Raw genomic sequence first — 22655 nt, forward strand, 5'->3', positions numbered from 1 at the left:
TTCTAACTTGACCCCTGCTCGTAGGGTTTACCGTCCGCGGCGGGCGCGTAGTTTTTACCGCTGAATACCACAAGGGCAAGCAGGGTAATTACATAGGGCAGTAAACTGAAAAATTCGGACGGAAAGAGGGTCCTCAATGCCGGAATATTTACAACGTAAATCGCAAAGGCAACTGCAGAGCCGAACAGCAAAGAAGAGCCGGTAATACCTGCGGGCCGCCATCGCCCGAAAGAAACGGCGGCAAGAGCTATAAAACCTGCACCGTTTATCGTTGTTGACGTATATTGAATGGTTTGCGTTAAAACAAGACAGCCTCCGGCCAAACCCGCCAAAAAACCGGATGCCAAAACGGCAATATAACGCATACGGCGTACATTGATACCGACCGAAGCGGCCGCATGGGGATGTTCTCCGCATGCGCGTAAGTGTAAACCGAAGGGCAGCTTATATAAAATAAACCACACGATAAGAATCACGGTAAGGGCGACCAGGGCGGTCGGATAGATACCTCCCCAGCCGGGAAGCATACCCATTTTATAGGGACGGGTGCGGTCGGCATTAAACAAAATCTGCGAAAAGAAAATCGTCAAACCGCTTGCAAGCAGATTTATACCCGTACCCGAAATAGTTTGGTCCGCATTAAGAGAAACCGCCGCATAGGCGTGAATAAGCGACATAAGGGTTCCCATACAGGCGCCTAAAAACAGCGCAAGCCAAACGGAACCGGGAAAGTTTGACTCCAAAAGCACGTGAGATGCCGCCGCGGTAAAGGCGCCGATCCCCATAAGACCTTCGAGGGCTATATTTACAACACCGGAACGCTCGCAAATCATACCGCCTGCAGCCGTAATTAAAATCGGAGATACAATCATCAATATTGAAGGAAGAAGTCCGCGTATAATGTCCATTATTTATCCTCCTTGGGGGCTTCGGTATGTGCCGCCCCGGCAGTATCGGCACCGACGCCGGAGGCGGATTTTTGTACGGTTTTTCCAAGGTCTTTTTTTAAGCGCCACTGTAAATAGATTTTTAAGCCTGCGCGCAATGCGATAAAGACTACGATTAAGCCTTGAATGATAAAGGTAATTTCTTTAGGGATTCCGTTATCCTGCATAATACCCTGGGCACGCGCAAGCATACCGAATAAAAGACCTGCAAGCAGGGTTCCGCCTGCGGTATTATTTCCGACAAGGGCAACCGCGATACCCGTAAATCCGTATCCTTCCAGTACAACGGGAACGCGCCCGAAATTAAAAGAACCGAGGGCGACAACGCCTCCTGCAAGACCTGCAAAAGCCCCGGAAATCGCCATCGACAGCACAATGCTCTTAACAACCGGAATTCCGGCATAACGGGCGGCATCCTTATTAAAGCCGGTTGCCCGAAGGCCGAAGCCCAAATTCGTTTTTTCCATTAAAAACCAATACACGATAACGGAAATAACGGCAAAGAAAAATCCCAAATTCAATTTTGAACCGTTGGTAAGGGCATCCAAAAAAGCGACACGTATCAAAGCCGTTTTCGGAAATGCTACGGTTTGATAGGTGTTTGATCCGGGAATCCCCAAAATAATAATGCGCGATATATATAAGGCTATATAGTTGAGCATAATCGTCGCAACGACTTCCGACACTTCAAATTTTGCCTTTAAAAAGCCGACGATCCCTCCCCATACCGCACCGAAAAGAATCGCGGCAAGAATAGCGATAAACCAATGCAGAACGGGAATTTGCGGAAGATAGATTGCCAAAACGGTTGCAATAGTCAAACCCGATAAATACTGCCCTTCTCCTCCGATATTGAACAAACCGGCACGCGCGGCAAAACCCATCGTAAGGCCGCATAAAATATAAGGAACCGAAATATTCAGCCATTCGCCGATATAGCGCACTTCCCATTTCATAACACCCTTATTGTTCCAAAAAATACCCGTAAGCACTTGGAAAAAGGATTTATACATACCGACGGGATTGCGTCCGACAAGCCGTATAAGCAGGGCGCCGAATAAAAATCCCAAAATAACGACCAAAACCGAAACGGCGCCGTCGGAATGCAGTAAAAAGTTTACTATGCCGCCCTTATGAGGGGTGTTTTTTAAAACCTGTTGCTTCATGCCGGCACCTCTTTTGTATTTTTATTTTTTGAACCCGCCATCATAACGCCGATTTCCCGCTCGGTAACCTCACCGGCTTTAAAAATACCGGCAATACTGCCCTTGGAAATGGTTGCGATGCGGTCGCAAAGGTTCATGATTTCATCAAGTTCAAAAGAAACCAATAATATCGCCCTGCCCTTATCCCGCTCGTCTACAATGCGTTTTCTGATATACTCGATTGCACCGACATCCAAGCCGCGCGTCGGCTGGGCGACAACGAGAACTTCCGGCGACAATTCGATCTCACGGGCAATAATCAGCTTTTGTTTATTACCGCCGGACATGCTGCCTGCAAGGGTTGCAACGCCTTCGGCCGCGCGGACGTCAAAGTCCTTTATAAGAGAAGCCGTTTTGTCGCGGATTGCCTGATAATTCAATAAGCCGCCTTTGGAACTGTAGGGCGCCTTATAATAATTTTTTAACACGATATTTTCCGAAACGGTAAAGTCGGATACAAGCCCGTGTTTTTGCCGGTCTTCGGGAATGTGCCCGATCCCCGCTTCTATACGCTCGCGGATACCGTACTTTGTAATATCCTTTCCGTTAAGCAAAACGGAACCGCTTTCAACCGGAGTCATACCCGTAATCGCATATATCAATTCGCTTTGACCGTTGCCGTCAACGCCCGCAATACCGACTATTTCTCCCGCATGTACGTCAAGCGACAAATCCTTTACGGCAAGGCGGCCGCGGCTGTTTTTTACCGAAATATTTTTAAGTTCCAAAACGGCTTTTCCCGGATTGGCCGGAGCCTTATCTATTTGAAATTTAACCGCGCGGCCTACCATCATTTCGGCAAGGTCCTGCTCGGTTACATCGGCAACGGTAACCGTTCCGATGAGTTTTCCGCGGCGCAGTACCGTACAGCGCTCGGCAACCGCTTTTATTTCTTCCAATTTATGGGTAATAATGATGATGGTTTTACCTTCGGCCTTTAGGCGCCGAATAATGTTCATCAATTCATCGATTTCCTGAGGGGTTAAAACGGCGGTCGGTTCGTCGAAAATAAGGATATCGGCATTGCGGTACAACGTTTTTAAAATTTCAACCCGCTGCTGCATACCTACGGTAATATCTTCGATTTTATCGTCCGGATTTACCATAAGACCGTAACGCTCGGATAATTCCGCAACACGTTTTGCCGCGTTCTTTAAATCGAGCATTCCGAAACGGCCCACGGGCTCCATACCGAGTACGATATTTTCGGTAACCGTGTAATTGTGTACCAATTTAAAATGCTGGTGTACCATACCGATGCCCAATGCGGTCGCCGCATTCGGGTCCTTAATTTTTACTTCTTTTCCCCTGATACGGATTACACCGCGGTCGGCTTCGTAGGCTCCGAATAAAACCGACATAAGGGTCGATTTTCCCGCCCCGTTTTCTCCCAATAGGGCAAGAACTTCGTTTTCACGCACCGAAATCGTTACATCATCGTTTGCGATAATACCGGGAAAGGTTTTTGTGATGCCGATCATCTCTATTGCATTGTGTTCCATTTTCCGCCTGCTAAAAACAACCGCAGACAAAGCCCTTAAGCATCCGTCTGCGGTATAAAACTTTTTAATGAGGAAGACCGGTTAAATTCGCCGAATAAAACAGGTTTCCTAAAGCTGTTTTACAACCGAATTAAATCAGTCGTCTTTTGCGCCCAAACCGGCAGGAACAAGACCTGCGGCCAAAGCTTCTTTATAGGTTCCGATAACCTTGATTTTTCCGGAAATAATATCGGCTTTCATCGCATTGACTTTTTTTACGACTTCGCTCTTTAATTCTTTGTTTGTCGTTGAATAATCGACACCCTTACCGGCCAAATCAAGCTTGTACACGCCGCCCTTAAAGGACTTATCGGCAACGGCTTTCAAAGAAAGGAAGGTGGACGTTTCAACTTTTTTAATCATTGAGGTTAAAACAGCCGATTTTCCGTCGGCATAGATACCGTCGGTATACTGGTCCGAGTCTACACCGATTGCCCATACCTTTTTACCCTGCGAGCGGTATTCTTTTGCCTGTGCGATGGTTCCGTTTCCGGTTCCGCCCGCTGCGGAGAAAATGGTCGTTACGCCGGAATCGTACCAGTTTTTAGCCTGTGCCTTGGCTTTTTCGGGAGCACCCCAGTCGTTTGCATAGTAGTCTACGATTTCGGCCTTGGGCAATACCGCGCGGATACCCTGAACATAACCCATTTCGAATTTGGTAATGGTTGCACCGGGAACACCGCCGATAAAACCGAATTTCGGGTTTTTAACACCTTCGGCTTGGGCCTGCAAAGCGGCAGCCGCACCGACGAGGAAGGAGCCCTGTTCTTCCGAATATACGTATTCGGCGAGATTGGGCTTGCTTACCCAGTCTACGTCTACAATCATAAAATTCTGATCGGGATACAGGGGGGCAACTTCACCGACCGCATCGGCAAAGGTAAAGCCCGTTACAATGATAAGGTCATAGCCCTTGTCCGCCGCCTGCTTTAAGTTCGGAACATACATATCCCGTGTTTCGCAGGTAACCACTTCATATAACTTTCCGCGGTTTTTTTGATTTTCCCAGGTATCACCGTAGAATTCCAAAATACCGCGCCAAGCTGCCGCATTAAAGGATTTATCGTCAATACCCGTCGCATCGGTGATAAGACGAACCGTAGGCTGCGTACTTGCAGCGGCATCCTTATTGCCGCCTGCAAACAACATTCCGGCAGTCAATAAAACGGCTGCCGATACAAGAATAAGCTTTTTCACTGTTTATTACCTCCAAAGGACATTTGTCCTTATTTACGATACCATCATACCGCACTTTCGGAAAAAACACAAGATAAAAAATTTACGATATTGATTAAAATAAAAAACAGGAAGCCGTAGAACCGAAAAAAGCGCGTATTCTCTTTCAAACCGATGCGGGCGGGATAAGGGCGGCGCAGTGAATCAGGCAGCCGACGTTTTTTACGGCACCGAGACAATCCGCAAAAGAACTTCGCGGCGCATTGTTCCGGAAACGCCGGTAATCAAAACCGTCTTTTGCATTAAGTTTTAATTGCTGCGGCCTTTTTTTTGGTCGGCATCCATTTTAGCTTTCCACACAACCGCCTTTTTTTTGGTTTCTTCGGCATCTTCGGTTTCGCTCAAGGCGATTTGAATACGGCGCAAAGCTATCAAGAAGTTTATGCCGAGCCGTATATCATCCAAGCGGCGGGTTGAAAGCTCATAGCGGTCGCGGTACCCGTCCGCAGATTCGCCCAAGAGTTTTTTTACCAAACGAAAATAATATACGGCGGTATCGTAATCGGGATTGCGCGGATCAAAATAAATCTTTGCGGCAGCCTTCATGTCCATCATATTTTTTGAAACGGCGGCAAACCGGGCATTCAATTCAATAAAGGTCCATCTCCACTTTGTATTATCGCCGTAGGCATCGATAACAAGGCGGATGGCAAGCCCCAGTTTACGGCTTAACTCGTACCGTTTTGTAAGCGGAATATTGGCAATTTCGGCAACCTTATCTTCGTAATCGGAAAAAGGAGCATCAATTAAATCGGTAACGGTTTCTTCCAAATAGATAATCGCCTTATACAGGGTTTTACGTCCCTCGTTTAAGGCATCCATATTTTTAAGCGAAAGGATTTCCACCGACAGATTGTTAATAAGAACATAGAGGGTCGTAACATAAATCATATCTTCGGCTAAAAGCACACGTTTATACGAAAGTCCCGCCTTATCTTTTGCCATAAGCGCAAGCATATTTTTTTCTTTTTCGAAAATCTTATCTATAATATCTTTATAAGGCTGCATTTTTGCCGAAAATAATTCTCTGTTTTCATCTTTAACTTTAGCCATATCATCCTCCGTAGGTACTGAGCAGGCTGCGGGCATGTTCGAGAGAAACGGCACTGACCGCATCTCCGGACAACATACGGGCTATTTCTTCAACACGTTCCTCTCCGCTTACCGGATACACCCTCGTGGAAGCGCTTCCCTGCACAACCGCTTTTTCGATCTTTATTTGATTATCGGCATAAACGGCAATACTTGCAAGATGCGTTATACATAAAATTTGCCGCGATGAGGCGAGCTGTTTAAGGTGTGCTCCGACGGCAACGGAAACTTCGCCTCCGATACCCGTATCGATTTCATCAAAGATAAGGGTACCGGTTGTATCCGAGCGGTTTAAAACGGTTTTAAGGGCAAGCATAACGCGGGACAATTCTCCGCCCGATGCGATTTTTGCAAGAGGTTTGGGCGGATTTCCCGGATTGGCCGAAATAAGAAACTCTATATTATCTATACCGTAGGGGCCGCATTTTTGATCGTCGGATACGGCTTCTTTTTGTTCGATGCGGACGCAAAAGCGCGTATTTTTCATGCCCAAATCGGCGAGTACTTTTTCAACGGCAAGGGCCATTGCATCGGCGGCGGAATGCCGTTTTTGCGAAATAGCAAGGGCATCCTTATATGCCCGCTTTTCCAAAGCGGCAACTTCATCGGCGAGTACTTGCCTGTTCGTATCGGCATACGAGAGGGCTTCAAGCTGCTGTGAAGCGCTTTGCGCATAGGCGATAACATCGCTCAGAGGACTTTGAACCGAAGACGCGTACTTTTTTTTCAGTTTAAAAAAGAGAGCCAAACGTTCCTGTACTTCTTCCAAACGCGCAGGGTCAAAAACAAGGGCCTGCGCATAAGAGCGCACTTCTTCCGCTATATCGTCAAGCTCGTAAAAAACCGTTTCAAGACGTCCGCTCAGAGCTTCCAAAGACTCATCCATACCGGCGGCATGTTCAAGGTGGGTTTTCGCCTTTTTTAAAGCCGAAAGAAGGTTATCGTGTTCTCCGCTTACAATGCCGGAAAAACCTTCTATATCCTGATAGAGTTTTTCGTATTGGGAAAGGCGGTTTTCTTCCTGAGACAGCTCGGCATCCTCTCCTTCACGTAAGCGGGCGGCATTTATTTCGTCAATTGCAAAACGCAAAAGCTCGATTTTTTCTTCGCGCTTACCGTCGCTTTCATCACAAGCCGCCAAAAGAGAGCGCTTTTCCACAAGGCGGGCATAAAGTGAAGTAAAAGCGTCAACTTCGGCTTCTATGCCGGCATATGAATCCAAAAAGCGGCGGTGTTCGGCAGTACGCATTAAGGACTGGTGCTCGTGCTGACCGTGAATATCGATAAACCAGGCCGTCAATTCGGCTAAATCCTGACGGGTAACGGGGACATTTTGTATCCATGCGGCGCTTTTTCCGTTTGACCTGATAAGGCGGCGTATAAGAAGGCGTTCTTCATCCGGTTGAATGCCGCGGTCTTCAAGCCAGTTGCAAACGGGGGCAAAATCTTTTTTTACCTGTAAGGTTCCGCTTACCTGAGCTTCGGCGGCTCCGGCTCGTATAAGTTCGACACCGCCCTTGCCTCCGAGCAAAAAAGAAATAGCCCCTATTAAAATGGATTTACCGGCTCCGGTTTCACCGCTTAAAACGGTAAAGCCCTTGTTAAATTCCAAAGAAGCGCTGTCTATAAGGGCAAAATCTTTTATGTGAATATCTTCAAGCACGCGGACCTCCCGACCAGCCTAATTTCGAGCGCAAAGCCGTATAAAATACCGACGAATCGCAGCCTGCAAGCAAAACCTTGCGTTCGGCCTTTTTAATACGGATTTTATACCCGGGTTCAACGGGTGCATGCACTTGACCGTCAAAGCTGAGTATAAAAGCTTCGCTTCGTGAAGGCAAAAGCGTAATAAACAGTTCGGCATCGCAGGGAAGCACCAAGGGGCGGTTTGAAAGCGAAAAGGCCGAAACGGTATTCAAAATGAGGGCATCCAGAGCAGGATCGACAATGGGACCGCCGGCCGCAGCCGAATACGCCGTTGAGCCGGTTGAAGTTGAAACGATAACGGCATCGGCTTTAAATTTACCGAAGGCGGCCGAAGCCGTCCCCGCTTCAACTTCGACGATTTTGGCGGCTTGCGAAGCCGAAAGGACAATATCGTTTAAAGCGGTTCCCGAATACACCGTTTCTTCGGAACCGGGGCGCAAAACTTCGGCCTTAACCAGGGAACGCTCGACAAGGGGCATGCGGCCCGCAAAAAAATCTTCCAAAGCGGTTTTCCAGTTTTCGGGCCGGATGCCCGCAATAAAACCGAATTCTCCCAAATTAACGGGTACAACGGGTTTTCCGCTTTCGGCACACCGGCGAGAGGCATATAAAACGGTACCGTCGCCGCCGAGAGTTATAACACAATCGTACTCGCTTACGGGAAAAGGAACGTCGGCGCCTGAAAAATCGGCAGGTATACAACGGTGTCCCTTTTTATGCAAAAAATCGCTTATCCGTGTACAAAGATGTGAAGCTTCTTTTTTATATGTATTGACCACCGTTATACACGTCATCTTTACCTTCCGCTACACAGGTCTTAGGGCAGCGTAGCCAGCACCTTTGCGATTTTTTGCGCCTTGGAAGAACCCAAACGCGGGTACAGCGGAAAAAGAGCGCAGCGCAAAGCCAAAGAATTCGCCTGCGGACAATGAGCGCAGATATCCGGAAAAACCGAAATAACCGAGTTTTCATAAGCTTGAGCTACAGCTATGTCTTTTTTTGCCGCATACTGTTTGACATCTTTAAAAGAACCCGAAAGTATAACCGGAAAGGAATAGACGGCAGGTACCGCATATTCTATTTGGCAGGAAAAGGTTTTATGACGGCCCTGCATAAGAGAACGTATATATACTTCGTATATTTCTTTACGGATCTGCTCGTTGCGGGCGGCTTCTTTAAGCTGAATATAGGCAAGAGCCGCATTTATATCGGGTAAAAGGTCGGTAGAAGGCGCCCGGTCCGCCATTTTACGCAGAGGCGACCAGTTTCTGCTTTGTGCTGCGGCAAGAACCGCCCCCCCCCCGGCCGTTAAGATATCGTTTTCTTCAAGACCGAGTATGGCAAAGGTTCCGAAGGTTCCCGTACATTTATCGCCTATAACCGCTCCCGCATTTTGTGAAATATCTTCAATAACGGGAATACCGAGTTCAAGAAGAGCCGTACAATCGGGTATTTGTCCGAGACCCTCGTATAATAAGAGGACACGGCCGCCGGCTTTCACCGCTTCTTCGACGGTTTCCGGAATCACAAGACCGGTTTCGGCGGATACGTCGGCGATAATACACGTATAACCGAGTTCCGTTACGGCGGTATACTGCCACGCGGGAGCAAGGGCCGATATGATAACGGCACTGCCCGCTTCCGAATCCAAAGCCCGCAAAGCATATTTTAAAGCAATGGCGGGACTGCGCACGGCAAAGGCGCCGTTAAAACCGAAATTTTCTTTTACCTGTTGAATAAGCCGTCCGTTGAGCTCACCCGGACCCAGTTTTTCTTCCACCATGCAGGTTAAAACCGCGTCCATTTCTTTTCTGCGGATTGTCGGACTGAACGTTCGTATGTTCATCAGTTTTGCGTACTGATCAGCTTTTGCAGTTCTTTGGGATCAAAGAGTTTGCGTATATCGAGGACAATCAAATAAGCATTAGCCTGCTGAACAACGCCGAGAATGTACTCGGAACCGATACCCGTCAGCATTTGAGGCGGGGGTTTTACATCCGAAGAATTAATCATAACAACGCGTGAAATTCTGTCTATGATAATACTGATTTTGATACCGTCAAGATTCAAAATAATCAAACCGCTCATCTCACCGTCAAACTCATCGCTGGCAGGCTTTTCCAAGCGGAAACGTTTATGCAGATTAATTACGGGTATAATTTCACCGCGTAAGTTGAATATTCCTTCAACATAATGCGGCGCATGAGGAATAGGACGAACGCTTTGAGTTTTTACAATCTCTTTGACGTCCATAATATTTACACCGTAGAGTTCCGCACCTAATTGGAATGTTACAAGTTGAAATTGTGTATCGCCGGCTGCCATAATACCTCCTACTACAGGTTAACACAGAATATAAAAAAAAACAAGTAAGAATCGGCATATAAGATTGATCGATATCTCGTAAAAGTATGCAAAAGCTCTTGACATTATAGAAAAGTATCAGTATACTAAAATTGTAATTAGTACAAATATGATACTAATCTAAAATATACCAAAGGAGTATTTTATGGAAAACGGAATGCCCTTACTCGGCGCAAAGATTCCCTCAATGACGGTTAAAACAACCCACGGAATGATGAACATCCCCGAAGATTACAAGGGAAAATGGTTTGTATTATTTTCGCACCCGGCGGACTTTACCCCCGTATGTACCACCGAATTCGTATCGTTTCAAAAGCACTACGATGATTTTAGAGCTTTAAACTGCGAATTAATCGGACTTTCTATAGATCAAGTACAGTCGCATATTAAGTGGACCGAATTTATCAACGATAAATTGAACACCAAAATCGAATTTCCCGTTATCGCCGACGATATGGGAAAGGTTGCCTCAAATCTCGGCATGATTCACCCCGGTAAGGGTACCAACACGGTTCGCGCCGTATTTGTTGTAGACCCGAACGGTTTACTTCGCCTCATGATTTACTATCCTCAGGAAATCGGCCGCAATATGGACGAAATCGTGCGTGCGGTTAAAGCGCTGCAGGTAAGCGATAAAAACGGTGTCGCCTGCCCCGCAAACTGGCCGAACAACGAATTGATTCAAGACCAGGTTATTATTCCTCCTGCAGGCGATGAAAAAACAGCCGAAGAGCGCCGCGGTATGGCAAACTCCTTCGATTGGTGGTTTGCATATAAAAAGCTGTAAAAATTTAAAAGCGGGCTTATTTATTTTGTCCGCCTTTAATATAAAAAAGTTTTACATGTAAAAATCAAAATGCCCGAAGTCGCATGATTTCGGGCATTTTTTTATCCCGGAGCGGGAACGGAAGGAGCCGCCAAAGGAGCAAAGGTAAAACCGTTTGAATTGCGTCTTGCCGTTTTACATAATTCGATATAAAATAGTATATATGAAACCTCAGTCAGTCGATGTATAAAATTCGCGTTCGTCATTTTCTTTTCGTTTTTACTTATCTCATGCATTGACTATGTTCAGGCAATATCCTATAAGGACGGAAATTATCATATTTATTATAAAATAACGCTTTCAAAAGTATTTTTTGCTCTGGGCAATGAGGAGCCGGAAGAATTCTTCGCCCGGATATAGAAAGCGCGTATTTTGAAGGGCTCGGCGGTCAAAATTATTCGGTACCGGTTTTTGATTACGGAGATGTATTTTGCATGGAAATCCCCTTGAGCGTTCTTTTTGAAGGCGGGATGTATAATTTAAATAAATCAAAATCGAGTAATTTATTTTGTTTAATTTGTTGAATGCCTATAGCAAGATTTTTTGGAAGCTCTCTATCCGATAATATTTCCAAGGTTTCGCGAATACTCTCATATGTATCCCACTTCATAAGAGCAAAGATTTCTCTGCCGTGATTGGTAATGGAGATGGTATCAGCATAATCCATTGTATTTTCAAGGGATGCAATTTTCTTTTTTGCTTCCGAAATTGTCATTTCCGTAATCATAGGAATCTCCCTAAAATCATACAGCGCTGTAAAGATTAACCTTCGTCTATTATACCCTAATTGTACATATTTTTGCACAAAAACAAGACGGGATTCATTGACTTGATTATATAAAGCAATACTCTTTGAGCGCGGCTTTCCATATATGGTTGATGTTTGCCGTTATGCTTTTTTTACAAGAGATTCGAATGCGGTTTGTTCTATAAGTTCACAATTTAATACGTGTTCACATTCACTTGTATTCATGTTTGCTTTCCTGTTCCGCATTCGATTTAAAGCAGTTGCCAGAATGCCGTTATTTTATCAAGCCGCCGTGGAATCGGCATTCATAGATTTTTCCGCCCTTAAAGCTGATTGTTTCTTTGCCCTGAAACCAATTAAAGTCCCCGTCCGCGGAACACTTATATTCATAATCGCCGTTTATATATGTTTCAGGTCCTCTAAAAGGTTTTTCGAACGGTACATTCAGCAAAGCTTCTTTCAAAAAGTCGCCGCTGAAATGTTCGCCCGTTACGCGTCCGATATAATTCATTGCCCAATACGGATTATTCGAAATCCACAGGGCTTCTTGGCCTGCAAAGCGCTCGGCGCCCAAATAGGTGTCGTAATACATCAAATCTTTTTCGCGGTATATTAAATCATGCGACTTTATTCTTGAAGAAGCCGTTTCCGAGCCTTTTCCGGCATATGTTTTCTTTTTTGCCCTAATTAAAAAATCAATCAGCTGTGTGTCCATGGATTCCTTCTTCTTTTTTACCGTGTTTTAAAATCGGCTATTCATCTATAAAGTTGCCGTTTTCGTCTTTTTCCATAAATCGAAATGTATGGTAATTTGTAAATAAAGGACTTTCAGCCGATATACTGCCGTCTTCATTAATTCCTGCAAAATCAATACCATTGAATAAGAATACTCTCATGACAAGCCCTTGTTTTTCTTTATAGAAAAACTCAACCATCATATACTTATAACCTTCCGAATATTCCGATTTGGGATCTTGTAAAAAAGCCGTGCATCCGAAATTGCCGTTAAATTCATTTTTTACATCATTATCATTAAATGAACTTATTATATTTGAGGGAACTTCAAAGCCTGCAATATTATTGATACACATAAAAACCCACATAGCATATTGCATCTTTATGTCGGAATCGTCTTCTCCCATATCCGTAAATAATGAATATCTTAGTTCGCCTTTTTGTCCGTTTTTTTCAATTTTAAACGTTTGTGTAATATTTACATCATTATTTTGTTTATTTTGCTCTACTTTCATATCTTCCGTAAGGTAATAGATAACGTCGAATTCTTTTTCGGATTCGGTTATTTTAAATCTGCTTCCGATTATTTTTGCAAAACAGGTTACATCAACAATAAAAAGAATCGATAAGACTATAAGCATCTTTTTATTTAATTTCATTTTTTACTCCTTTGCTGCCCACCCGACAGCCCGCATCATTCGCTCAACCTGTAACAAGGTTTGTCCGCAATGTCTGGTTAAGCGGGGGTTAGGTTAATTTTTATAATTATCAAATCGTATAACTATATCTTTCAGCATATTTGCTTAATATTTCATTTATCATTGTTTGATATTTTACATTATTTTTCTTTGCGGAAGCTTTAAAAAATGCAACACTTGCACTATCGAGCGTTATCGTAATTTTTACTTTTTCAGATTTTCTTATTAATCTGTCAGGAGGCGGCAAGAAATCATCAATTCTTTCCGATAATGATATTGACTCAGCTACTTGTTTAGGAACATCGCTATATTCCGTTTTCTTCTTCATATTTTCTTTTTCCTTCTCTCCAATATCCGGCACCTATTATCCTAATATTCCCATTACGTAAGGTAAAACCTACCGTCAATATTTTATCTTCAACTTTACCAAGACAAAAATACCTTTTCTCTTTATCCGAATGTCTTTCATCATACAATATAATTCTATTTTTTATCAAAGAAAGCTTACTGAGCTTCTTTAAATGAAACATTATGTTTCCTTATATTTATTTCATTTTTATCATTATCCCATTCAAATGTCATAATATATTATACATACTTTTTGCAATATTTTCAATACATACACTTTTATTTTAGCGAAAAACAAATTATTTTATACAGTCATACTGCCACTTTATAATTTTAATATATCTAAAATCAAAAAAATTGTATAATCTAAAATTAATCACGAAACTTAAAAAATGGACTCAAATCTTTCCCAAATTTCTCTTTAGTAGCTTTGGAGATATCAAAAACTGTGGGTTTAAGATCTCCTTTGGTGGTAAATTCAATTTTTCACCCTTATTCCGCCATTTTTTTCCATCATAAAAATTTTGAGTTGCAAACATTTCCCAAAATGCCATACTTGCCTACTATAATATTTATTTTCAGATCGAAATAAATGTTATAGGTCGGTTCCGCACCTGCCTGCCTTTAGGCAGGTCAACCTAACATTGTTTTAAACCGCAGGCAGCTTAACTGCCTGTCGGCTTTGAAAACTGTGTTATGTTTTATTTACGGGTAAATCTATTCCGAAATATGGAATTTCTTCGTGGATTTCTAATATTTCTTTTAATGGTTTATCCGAATACTTAATAATTTTTTCACAATATTCATATCGTGTTTTTAAATCATTTATTTCTTCACGCCGTTTTTTAGAAATTTCTAAAAAATCTTCTTCTTTATCTAATCCTAAAAACCGGCGATTTAATAAATTTGCTGCAATTCCAGTAGTACTTGAACCAGTAAATGGATCTAAAATCCAATCATTTTCTCTTGTTGAAGCTAAAATAATTCTTGCTAAAAGCGGTAAGGGTTTTTGAGTTGGATGTTTACCACAAGACTTTTCCCACTTAGCGATTGCAGGTAAACTCCATAAATCTCTCATCTGTGTACCACCATTTATTTCTTTCATAAGTTCATAATTATAATAATGAGTAACTTTTTTATTTTTGCGAGCCCAAAGAATAAACTCTGTAGAATGAGTAAAAAATTTACAAGAAAGATTTGGAGGGGGATTTGTTTTTGCCCAGGTAATGCAATTTAGAATTCTAAAATCTAATTCATTTAACATTTGAGCAACGCTAAAAATATTATGATAAGTTCCAGAAATCCAAATTGTTCCATTTTGTTTTAATTTTTCTCGACAAATAGAAAGCCATTGCCAATTAAACTCATTATCTTTTTCAAAACCTTGTGATTTATCCCAGTCACCTTTGTTAACAGAAACTTGTTTACCACTTTGTACAGAAAAGCCTCCATTAGATAAAAAATATGGAGGATCAGCGAATATCATATCAAATTCAAAATTAATATTTGGAAGTAATTCTAAACAATTGCCTTTTGCGAGAGTAAAATCTAGATTGTTTGAACGATAATATGATTTTATTGAAATAAATAACTCCTATTAACCGCTACCATTAAATGTTGCAGCTGAAACTAAAAAAAATATTTCAGAATGTTTTTTTAGTTTATCTAATACCTTTTTGAACATATATGCATCTTCTCTATTTGTTTTTTCTTGAAGCATAAGGAGCTTTGCAAGCAAAATAATAAATTTTATACTATATTCCCCTTTGTTTGCTAATTCGGAATAGTTTTTTGATTCTTTTTCAGTTTCTTCCATTAGGGTATCAAAATCCAAGGCCTTTTTTCTATCTTCTTTTGATTTCATAGGAGTGATAGAAGTCATTGTGCAATTAAAAAATCTAAAAACTTATCAGTTGCTTCTGGTACTTCATGTTGTTTAATTAAAATATCTACAGCCCAATGAATATGTTTAGGAGTTCTATGTTGAGTCCATTTCCCATTAATTAATTGTTTATATCTTACTAAAATATCAAATTCTGATAATTCTCCTTGAAATATACCAATTTGAAAGTGGTCATTTACAGGAAATTGAATTAATAATTTTTTTCCTCTGACAATAGTAGGAATTTCTCTTTTATTCATTTATTTAAATATTTCCTCCATTATTCCATTTTGTAAATCATTTATATTATAAATGTCATCAAGAACATCAAATGTTTCTTCAAGATTTCTTGATGCTGATTTCCAACCAGCTCCATCAGTAAACCAAACAAATTTTGCACCTTTTACATTTTTCATTTCTATTGCAATTGTTTTATAACTGCGTGCTGTTTCATTTAATTTTGAACCGCCGCTACCATAAAAATTTGTTTCAATAAGATAAATACAATTATCTGTTTTTACAACAAAATCCCATCGTTTTTCCATTTTCCCTTGATTTGAAACAGCCGATAAATCTATATTCCATCTTTTTGAAATTTCAGAAATATACATTTCTTTAAAATAATTTAAATCACGTTTGAATCCAGCTTTTTGGATGTAATTTTCTACAAGGTCTTCCATTTGATGACCGCCACGATTTTTACGCCCGTTAGAATCAAGTCCTGTTTCAACACCTGTTACATAATCATATAAATTGTTTATGATGTGATTTGATAAAAGATCAAAAAGTCCTGTTTTTTTCATAAAGGATTTATAATCATCAATGGTGTTAATTTGTTTATTGAATGTATAAAGTTTTACATCTCCATTTTCACCTGCGAAAATTTCATATTCACGAACAGCAAGTAAAATTGGAATACATTTTAAGATTTCTGGATATTTGCTCACTAAATTTTCAAAATCTGATTCGATATTATTTGAACCAATTAATGAATTCAAGATATTCAACTCAATTTTTATAGCATCTACATTTTTATAAACTTTTTTGAAATCAATGTAATAATTAAAATCAGCAATACTATATCTAAAATGTGAAAGCCAAATTTGAAAATTTCTCTCCGTCATTTTTTTACTCCTAAAACGCGGATGCAATATTACTAATTAAAAGTTCATTAACTGCACCGCGTTTTTTTGCATTTGAATTTATCATTCGGGAAGCACTTACACGTTCTACTTCAAAGGCTGAATACAAATCATCAAAGAAATTATCATTTATATCTGCATTTTTAGGGTCAGAATTACTTGCAAGAATCATCGCACCTTTTTTAGAAATTTCTGTAATAAATTTTCCGAGTTCAATTTGTTCTTTATCTGTAAATCCATTTTCTGAATATGAAGTAAAAGAAGCTGTTTGCGTTAATGGACGATAAGGCGGATCCATATAAACAAAAGTTTTTTTATCAATAAAACTTTCACATTCTTTATAATCTCCAACTTTCATTTCTACATTTTGTAATAGTTTTGAACAGGCACGAAGATTTTCTTCATCACATACAAGTGGATTTTTTGCATTATTAAAAGGAACATTAAAAAGTCCTTTTGAATTTACTCGATATAGTCCATTAAAACATGTTTTATTCAAAAAAATAAATAAAGCGGCTTTTTCAAGGTTTTCTGAATTATTTCCGTTTACTATTAATTCATTATACCAAGTTCTTTTTTCATAATAGAACTCTTTATTTTTTTCAATAGATTGATTTTTATAAATGTATTGCAAATTAGAAAGTTGTGAAATTATTTTTTCACAATTATTTTTTATTTGAGTATAAGTATTTATGAGTTCTTTATTTATATCGTTGATTAATATTTCTTTTGGTTGAAATTTACTTAAAATATCAAAAAGCACAGCTCCACCACCAACAAATGGTTCACAATACTTTTCTATTTTCAAGGGGTATTTTTCTCTAATTTCTTCAAGTAATTGGCTTTTCCCGCCAACCCATTTTACAAACGGCTTTGCCAACATATTATTTAAATTATACTACTTTTTAACGAAAATTTCTATATTTTTCTTAAACACCGCCCCAGTGGTGTGTCCGCATAACACCCTTTTGATCCTTCCTCATTATATCACGGAGAACGGCAATTTGCAATCTAAACTGCCTAAAAACAAAACAGCAAATCTCTCTACTAATAATATATAATAAGGCGAACAACAACAGGCAGATTAGGCCTATCTTCATTAAACGGCCAACGAAACAAACTCACATTCTGTCTATAGGACTTTGCACACCTAAACCTCCGCGGTTTAGAACCTGTGTGTAAACCATAGTAGTCTTAACATCGCTGTGACCGAGAAGTTCTTGAATTGTACGGATATCATAACAGGCTCAGTCCCGTTTGTCAGGTTGAAGCGGGTGCTACGTTTTATATTGCTCTATCTTATGGGCAAATTGTGTCAGTAATTCTTTTGTAAATACTTTTTCTTTTGTTGAATTACGCACTTCATTCCACAATATTGAGGCGACTTTCAGTTTATTTTTAAATTCGATGCTTGCTTTATCTTTGCAAAAATCTTTTACAAATTTATTCCATTGCAAACACGACTTGTCATATTTTACATATACTTTTTTGCCGTAATAAACTTCAAGCATGTCGCCGAGCGTAAAAGCAATATCATTGTCTTCTTTTACTTTTTTCGCCGTTGCTGCCATATCGGCATTGAATTTAAAATTCCGCACCCCTGTCTGCTCTGCAAAAAAAGTTCTGAACCTCCGATTAAAACAAAATCCGCATTCTATTAAACCTGTTTTTAAAGTCAATTCACCGTCTTCTTTTTTAGTTTTGCGGGCAGCCTTCTTTTTCCGAATTATATTACCCTTAAAATATTCCTCGATATTATAATTTAACTCTAACTTGGTTCCCGCATAGTCTATATCTAAGCTCTTACATATCCGTTTCAATTCTTCCCGGTACCAATAATATTGAGCAAAATCCTGATATGATTTTATTTGATTAAAGTCGGGACGTTCCTTCATAATTTATTTGACCTTATGGGCTGAAATTATTGTATAACTGTAGGAATTTATCGTGATTTTAATTCCGTCAATCTCACAATACAGGTTTTTCCCCTGCTTATAGATACTGCATTCCTTATCCGATATTTTTTCTTACAAAACTCAACGACATCAACGGCACCCAACTTTAAGTTTTTCCTTATTCTGTCTATTCCCATTTCCGTCGTATGAATTGTTTCAATATTCTGCAAAAGTATCTGTTTGTTTTCCATTTTAATTTTCCTTTACTATGCTAACGGTGTATGAGGATAACAGCGGGTTCCACAATAATTACGCCTTCATATTTTTCGGCCCGAATCAGCAATAATTCGTAAAGCACGACCGTGGCGACAGGATTTTATTCAATCATCAATTTTATATTTTCGATAACGGAATCGATTTCTTCCGGGAAGGCTTTTTCTATAAAACTGCAATTACGATGCCGCCAATCAAGATTTTTTACTTGGTCGCTTAGAATGCAGCCCCGTATCGAATGTTTTTGAAGAACAATTTCAAAAGGATACCCTTTTATATGACTTGTTATCGGACAAAAAAGAGCAAGTCCTGTTTTCAGATTATATTTTTTTTGAGAAATGCACACAGCGGGGCGAAAACCTTTTTGCTCATGTCCTGCTTGCGGACTGAACTCCAGCCAAACCAAATCACCTTTTTCGGGAATATAGCCGGAGCTCACCATGCCTCATTTCCTGTTGCATTACCTGTTTCAATTTCCGCATGCAGATTTTCATCGGTTATCATAACCAGCATATCATCGAGTGATTTCTTTTGTGGGAGAATTATCATTTTTCCTTTTTCCGCAATAACTTCTACCTTGCTTCCGTTTTTTACCGCATTATCTTTTGCCCACAAAGACGGGATTCGTACACCGAGACTGTTTCCCCATTTTTGAACTACAGCTTCCATAATCACCTCCGCAAGTTCAAGTATATACATCATATATACATACTGTCAAGAATTAACGCCCCCCGACGCGGAACATCGTAACAAGGGTATTAAAGCCCCCGCACGAATAAAAATAAAATCGCAAAGAGCTACCAAAATAGGGATATTTATAAATCCCCTATAAACACCGGTTAATACCAACCCAAATCAAAATCAATCATGTGTTCCGGAATATAGTATTTGGGGCCGCCGCGTTCCGCCGAAGCATAGCCGCCGAAAATCCAATCATCCCAACAGCATGCGGTCGTTCAGGGTTCCGTCGGCGCCTTCGAACTTTTTAAGAAGGTCGGCAACTTGGATATTCTTTTTTTCTTCTCCGCTTACGTCGTAGATAATGCGCCCTTCATGCATCATAATGAGGCGGTTGCCGTAGCGGATGGCGTTTTTCATATTGTGGGTTACCATAAAAGCGGTAAGTCCGTCGCGGTTGATAATTTCTTCGGTAAGGTCCAAAACCTTTTGGGCGGTTTTGGGGTCGAGGGCGGCGGTATGTTCGTCCAAAAGCAAAAGCTTCGGCTTTTCCAATGTCGCCATAAGAAGGGTTAAAGCTTGGCGCTGGCCGCCGGATAAAAGGCCGACCTTTGCACTCATGCGCTTTTCAAGTCCCAAATCCAAAAGGGCAAGTTTTTCGCGGTAGAGGCTTCGCTCGGCTTGGGTGATGCCCCAGCGAAGACCGCGCCTTTTTCCCCTGCGGTATGCAAGGGCAAGGTTTTCTTCTATCTGCATAGTGGCGGCCGTTCCGCGCATGGGATCCTGGAATACGCGGCCGAAAAAAGCGGCTCTTTCGTGCTCTTTTAAAGCGCTTATATCAAGACCGTCCAAAACAATACGGCCCGAATCGGCGGTATAGACGCCCGCAATCAAATTTAAAAGGGTGGATTTTCCCGCCCCGTTTCCGCCGATAACGGTTACAAAGTCGCCGGGCGCCAAATCGAGGCTGATGTCGTGCAGGGCTTTTTTTTCGGTTATGGTTCCCGGATTAAAGGTTTTCGATACGTTTTGTAAGCTCAGCATAAAGTACCGCCTTTTTGCCGCATTTTAAACTGTTTTTTTTGCATATAGTTCGCTTTGACAACGGGAATCGCAAGGGAAAGGGCGACAAGGCAGGCGGTTAAAAGTTTTAAGTCGGTTGACTTCATACCCAGCTGAAGCACCAAGGCGATGATGATACGGTAGGTAATCGAGCCGAGAACGACGCCTGCAAGGGTGTACCAAAAGGCTATGCGGTGGCCGAATATAACTTCTCCTATAATAATGGAAGCAAGGCCGATAACGATTGCCCCTACCCCCATACCGACGTCGGCATAGCCTTGACTTTGGGCGACAAGGGCGCCGGAAAGAGCGGTTAAGCCGTTCGAAAGGGCAAGGCCGATAAGCTTCATGTTTTCGGTATTCACGCCCTGAGCGCGTATCATGTGCTCGTTTGTACCGGTCGCGCGGATTGCAGAGCCAAGTTCGGTACCGAAAAACCAATACAAAAGCGCGATGATGGCAGCGGAAAAAACAATGCCGCTTATCAGGGAACTGAGGGTTTTGCCCGCCCCCGTAAGGTCTGCGACACGGCTCATAAGCGTTGTAACGCCGAGAAGCGGTATATTGGCCTTGCCCATAATGCGGATATTTACCGAGTACAGGGCAATCATCGTTAAAATACCGGCCAAAATTCCCGGAATTTTAAGTTTTGTGTGCAGTAAGGCGGTTACGGCGCCCGCAAAAGAACCGGCGATAAAGGCCGCTGCAAGCGAAACGAGGGGATCCGCATTATGGGAAACCAACACAGCCCCTACCGCACCGCCGAGGGCAAAGCTTCCGTCAACGGTTAAGTCGGGGAAGTCGAGAACTTTAAAAGTGATAAAAACGCCCAAAGCCATAATGCCCCACAGAATTCCCTGCGAGGCGGCTCCCTGTACTGCGAGTAAAAATCCCATTTATAAATCCGAGGGAATCGTAATACCGATGGCTTCGGCCATATCCTTGTTTACGGTTAAATCGAAGGATTGTACATATTCAATCGGCATTTCGGCAGGCTTTTTGCCGTCGCGTAAAATCAGCACCGCCTGCTTGCCGGTCAATTTACCCAATTCGTAATAGTTGATGCCGTAGGTTGCAAGACCGCCTTTCATCACCGGGCCTTCTTCGCCGCAAATAACCGGCAGTTTCGCTTCGCGGGCAATCATTCCGACTGTGGTAATGCCTGCTGCAATCATATTGTCGGTGGGAACGTAAATCGCGTCGACCTTGCCGACAAGGTTTTGTACAACTTGCTGAATTTCATTTGAGTTTGAAACGGTCGCATCAACATAGGAAAGACCGATTTCACCGCAGGCTTTTTTTGCGATTGCAACCTGAAAGGCCGAATTTTGCTCGCTGGAATTATACAAAAGGGCGATTTTTTTTGCACCGGGAACAATTTTCTTTAAAAGCTTGATTTGCGCTTCAACGGGGGTTAAATCGGAAGTACCGCTTACATTGGTTCCCGGCATCGCATTCGATTTTACGAGTTTTGCCGATTCGGGATCGGTTACCGCCGTTACGAGGATGGGAATCGTATCGGTTAAGTTGGCGGCGGCTTGAGCGGCCGGAGTTGCAATGGCTAAAATAAGGTCGCAGCGGTCGTTTACAAACTTTTGCGCGATGGTTTGGCAGTTTGCCTGTTCGCCCTGAGCGTTTTGATAATCGATGGAGATATTCGTTCCGTCAACGTAGCCGGCTTCGGCTAAAGAGTCGACAAAGCCCTTATACGAAGCATCGAGGGCGTCGTGTTCGACAAGCTGCAAAATGCCGATTTTAAACGATTTTTTTTCTTTCGTTTTTACCCCGCCCTGTTCCTTTGAACAGCCCGAAAATGCGAACAGCGAGAGTACACATAAAACCGAAGCACACAGAACTTTAATAAGAGCTTTTTTTTGAACCATCTTCCTCTCCTAATAAAAAGTCAAGAAGAAAGTATCAACTTTCGATTGACTTTTTACGCACGTTCGCAACACAGTGAGAACGTGCATATAATATAATGTTTTGCGTACAAGCGCAAAACACAAGTTGAAGCGGGCGGCGCTATTTGAGCCGTACGCTTCAACACTTCTCCTATAAAAAGTCAAGAAGAAAGTGTCAACTTTCGATTGACTTTTTACGCACGTTCGCAACGCAGTGAGAACGTGCATATAATATAATGTTTTGCGTACAAGCGCAAAACACAAGTTGAAGCGGGCGGCGCTATTTGAGCCGTACGCTTCAACACTTCTCCTATAAAAAGTCAAGAAGAAAGTGTCAACTTTCGATTGACTTTTTACGCACGTTCGCAACGCAGT

27 protein-coding genes and 2 pseudogenes are annotated in these 22655 nt (G+C 41.7%); 1 reads left to right on the plus strand and 28 read right to left on the minus strand.

The window, feature by feature from the left end:
* Positions 1–2: 2 nt before the first annotated feature.
* The 9 genes from V1L52_RS08135 to V1L52_RS08175 form a co-directional block, all read right to left on the minus strand.
* Entirely contained in the window at positions 3–908 is a 906-nt protein-coding gene (locus V1L52_RS08135) for an ABC transporter permease (protein WP_428768622.1), read from the minus strand.
* Entirely contained in the window at positions 908–2113 is a 1206-nt protein-coding gene (locus V1L52_RS08140) for an ABC transporter permease (RefSeq protein ID WP_428768624.1), read from the minus strand. The genes V1L52_RS08135 and V1L52_RS08140 overlap by 1 nt, the downstream gene beginning before the upstream one ends.
* Positions 2110–3654, minus strand: a complete 1545-nt coding sequence (locus V1L52_RS08145) for an ABC transporter ATP-binding protein (protein WP_428768626.1) — start codon at positions 3652–3654, stop codon at positions 2110–2112. The genes V1L52_RS08140 and V1L52_RS08145 overlap by 4 nt, the downstream gene beginning before the upstream one ends.
* Before the next feature lie 135 nt (positions 3655–3789).
* Positions 3790–4890, minus strand: coding sequence for a BMP family lipoprotein (locus tag V1L52_RS08150; protein ID WP_428768628.1), 1101 nt, complete (start codon positions 4888–4890; stop codon positions 3790–3792).
* 288 nt (positions 4891–5178) lie between these two features.
* Positions 5179–5982: a hypothetical protein gene (locus V1L52_RS08155; RefSeq protein ID WP_428768629.1), complete on the minus strand. Its 804-nt coding sequence runs from the start codon at positions 5980–5982 to the stop codon at positions 5179–5181.
* Between the two features lies 1 nt (position 5983).
* Complete coding sequence (gene recN, locus V1L52_RS08160; RefSeq protein WP_428768631.1) at positions 5984–7684, minus strand: DNA repair protein RecN; 1701 nt, start codon at positions 7682–7684, stop codon at positions 5984–5986.
* Positions 7677–8522: an NAD(+)/NADH kinase gene (locus V1L52_RS08165; protein WP_428768633.1), complete on the minus strand. Its 846-nt coding sequence runs from the start codon at positions 8520–8522 to the stop codon at positions 7677–7679. The genes recN and V1L52_RS08165 overlap by 8 nt, the downstream gene beginning before the upstream one ends.
* Positions 8523–8545: 23 nt before the next feature.
* Entirely contained in the window at positions 8546–9574 is a 1029-nt protein-coding gene (locus V1L52_RS08170; protein WP_428768634.1) for a DegT/DnrJ/EryC1/StrS family aminotransferase, read from the minus strand.
* Positions 9574–10053: a chemotaxis protein CheW gene (locus tag V1L52_RS08175; protein WP_428768636.1), complete on the minus strand. Its 480-nt coding sequence runs from the start codon at positions 10051–10053 to the stop codon at positions 9574–9576. Before V1L52_RS08175 ends, V1L52_RS08170 begins: the two co-directional genes overlap by 1 nt.
* 184 nt (positions 10054–10237) lie before the next feature.
* On the opposite strand from V1L52_RS08175, the gene V1L52_RS08180 reads away from it, so the two are divergent.
* Entirely contained in the window at positions 10238–10879 is a 642-nt protein-coding gene (locus tag V1L52_RS08180; RefSeq protein ID WP_428768638.1) for a peroxiredoxin, read from the plus strand.
* Between the two features lie 454 nt (positions 10880–11333).
* On the opposite strand, the gene V1L52_RS08185 is transcribed toward V1L52_RS08180, so the two are convergent.
* The 19 genes and pseudogenes from V1L52_RS08185 to V1L52_RS08275 form a co-directional block, all read right to left on the minus strand.
* Positions 11334–11645 carry a type II toxin-antitoxin system Phd/YefM family antitoxin gene (locus V1L52_RS08185; protein WP_428768640.1) on the minus strand — a complete coding sequence of 104 codons (312 nt, stop codon included), beginning with the start codon at positions 11643–11645 and terminating at the stop codon, positions 11334–11336.
* Between the two features lie 295 nt (positions 11646–11940).
* Complete coding sequence (locus V1L52_RS08190; protein WP_428768642.1) at positions 11941–12381, minus strand: DUF5680 domain-containing protein; 441 nt, start codon at positions 12379–12381, stop codon at positions 11941–11943.
* Positions 12382–12418: 37 nt separating this feature from the next.
* Complete coding sequence (locus V1L52_RS08195; protein WP_428768643.1) at positions 12419–13060, minus strand: hypothetical protein; 642 nt, start codon at positions 13058–13060, stop codon at positions 12419–12421.
* Positions 13061–13169: 109 nt separating this feature from the next.
* On the minus strand, positions 13170–13460 hold the full coding sequence (locus tag V1L52_RS08200) for a BrnA antitoxin family protein (RefSeq protein ID WP_428768645.1): 291 nt from the start codon (positions 13458–13460) through the stop codon (positions 13170–13172).
* The gene (locus V1L52_RS08205) at positions 13405–13629 is read right to left on the minus strand and encodes a BrnT family toxin (protein ID WP_428768647.1); all 225 of its coding nucleotides are present in this window, start codon (positions 13627–13629) and stop codon (positions 13405–13407) included. The genes V1L52_RS08200 and V1L52_RS08205 overlap by 56 nt, the downstream gene beginning before the upstream one ends.
* 216 nt (positions 13630–13845) lie before the next feature.
* On the minus strand, positions 13846–14001 hold the full coding sequence (locus V1L52_RS08210; RefSeq protein ID WP_428768648.1) for a hypothetical protein: 156 nt from the start codon (positions 13999–14001) through the stop codon (positions 13846–13848).
* A gap of 140 nt (positions 14002–14141) precedes the next feature.
* Entirely contained in the window at positions 14142–14933 is a 792-nt protein-coding gene (locus V1L52_RS08215; protein WP_428768650.1) for a DNA-methyltransferase, read from the minus strand.
* A 111-nt stretch (positions 14934–15044) separates the two neighbouring features.
* Positions 15045–15329 carry a hypothetical protein gene (locus V1L52_RS08220; RefSeq protein ID WP_428768651.1) on the minus strand — a complete coding sequence of 95 codons (285 nt, stop codon included), beginning with the start codon at positions 15327–15329 and terminating at the stop codon, positions 15045–15047.
* The gene (locus V1L52_RS08225; RefSeq protein ID WP_428768652.1) at positions 15326–15589 is read right to left on the minus strand and encodes a hypothetical protein; all 264 of its coding nucleotides are present in this window, start codon (positions 15587–15589) and stop codon (positions 15326–15328) included. Before V1L52_RS08225 ends, V1L52_RS08220 begins: the two co-directional genes overlap by 4 nt.
* Positions 15590–16453: a type II restriction endonuclease gene (locus tag V1L52_RS08230; RefSeq protein ID WP_428768654.1), complete on the minus strand. Its 864-nt coding sequence runs from the start codon at positions 16451–16453 to the stop codon at positions 15590–15592.
* A 10-nt stretch (positions 16454–16463) separates the two neighbouring features.
* Entirely contained in the window at positions 16464–17354 is an 891-nt protein-coding gene (locus V1L52_RS08235) for a DNA adenine methylase (RefSeq protein ID WP_428768656.1), read from the minus strand.
* Positions 17355–17592: 238 nt separating this feature from the next.
* Positions 17593–17718 (minus strand): annotated as a pseudogene (locus V1L52_RS08240) (integron integrase); the annotation flags it as partial.
* A 30-nt stretch (positions 17719–17748) separates the two neighbouring features.
* Positions 17749–18366 (minus strand): SAP domain-containing protein, encoded by a 618-nt coding sequence (locus tag V1L52_RS08245; protein ID WP_428768658.1) that lies wholly within the window; start codon positions 18364–18366, stop codon positions 17749–17751.
* A gap of 3 nt (positions 18367–18369) precedes the next feature.
* A pseudogene (locus tag V1L52_RS08250) lies at positions 18370–18617 on the minus strand (DUF3781 domain-containing protein).
* 125 nt (positions 18618–18742) lie between these two features.
* A complete protein-coding gene (gene mazF / locus V1L52_RS08255) occupies positions 18743–19081 on the minus strand; it encodes an endoribonuclease MazF (RefSeq protein WP_428768660.1) in 339 nt (112 codons plus the stop codon).
* Positions 19075–19308: an AbrB/MazE/SpoVT family DNA-binding domain-containing protein gene (locus V1L52_RS08260; RefSeq protein ID WP_428768662.1), complete on the minus strand. Its 234-nt coding sequence runs from the start codon at positions 19306–19308 to the stop codon at positions 19075–19077. Before V1L52_RS08260 ends, mazF begins: the two co-directional genes overlap by 7 nt.
* Before the next feature lie 264 nt (positions 19309–19572).
* Positions 19573–20361, minus strand: a complete 789-nt coding sequence (locus V1L52_RS08265; RefSeq protein WP_428768664.1) for an ABC transporter ATP-binding protein — start codon at positions 20359–20361, stop codon at positions 19573–19575.
* Positions 20355–21275 (minus strand): ABC transporter permease, encoded by a 921-nt coding sequence (locus V1L52_RS08270; protein ID WP_428768665.1) that lies wholly within the window; start codon positions 21273–21275, stop codon positions 20355–20357. Before V1L52_RS08270 ends, V1L52_RS08265 begins: the two co-directional genes overlap by 7 nt.
* Complete coding sequence (locus V1L52_RS08275) at positions 21276–22262, minus strand: ABC transporter substrate binding protein (protein WP_428768667.1); 987 nt, start codon at positions 22260–22262, stop codon at positions 21276–21278. It lies immediately after the preceding gene.
* Between the last annotated feature and the right edge of the window lie 393 nt (positions 22263–22655).

This window comes from Treponema sp. HNW, from assembly GCF_050320395.1.
Taxonomy (GTDB): domain Bacteria; phylum Spirochaetota; class Spirochaetia; order Treponematales; family Treponemataceae; genus Treponema_C.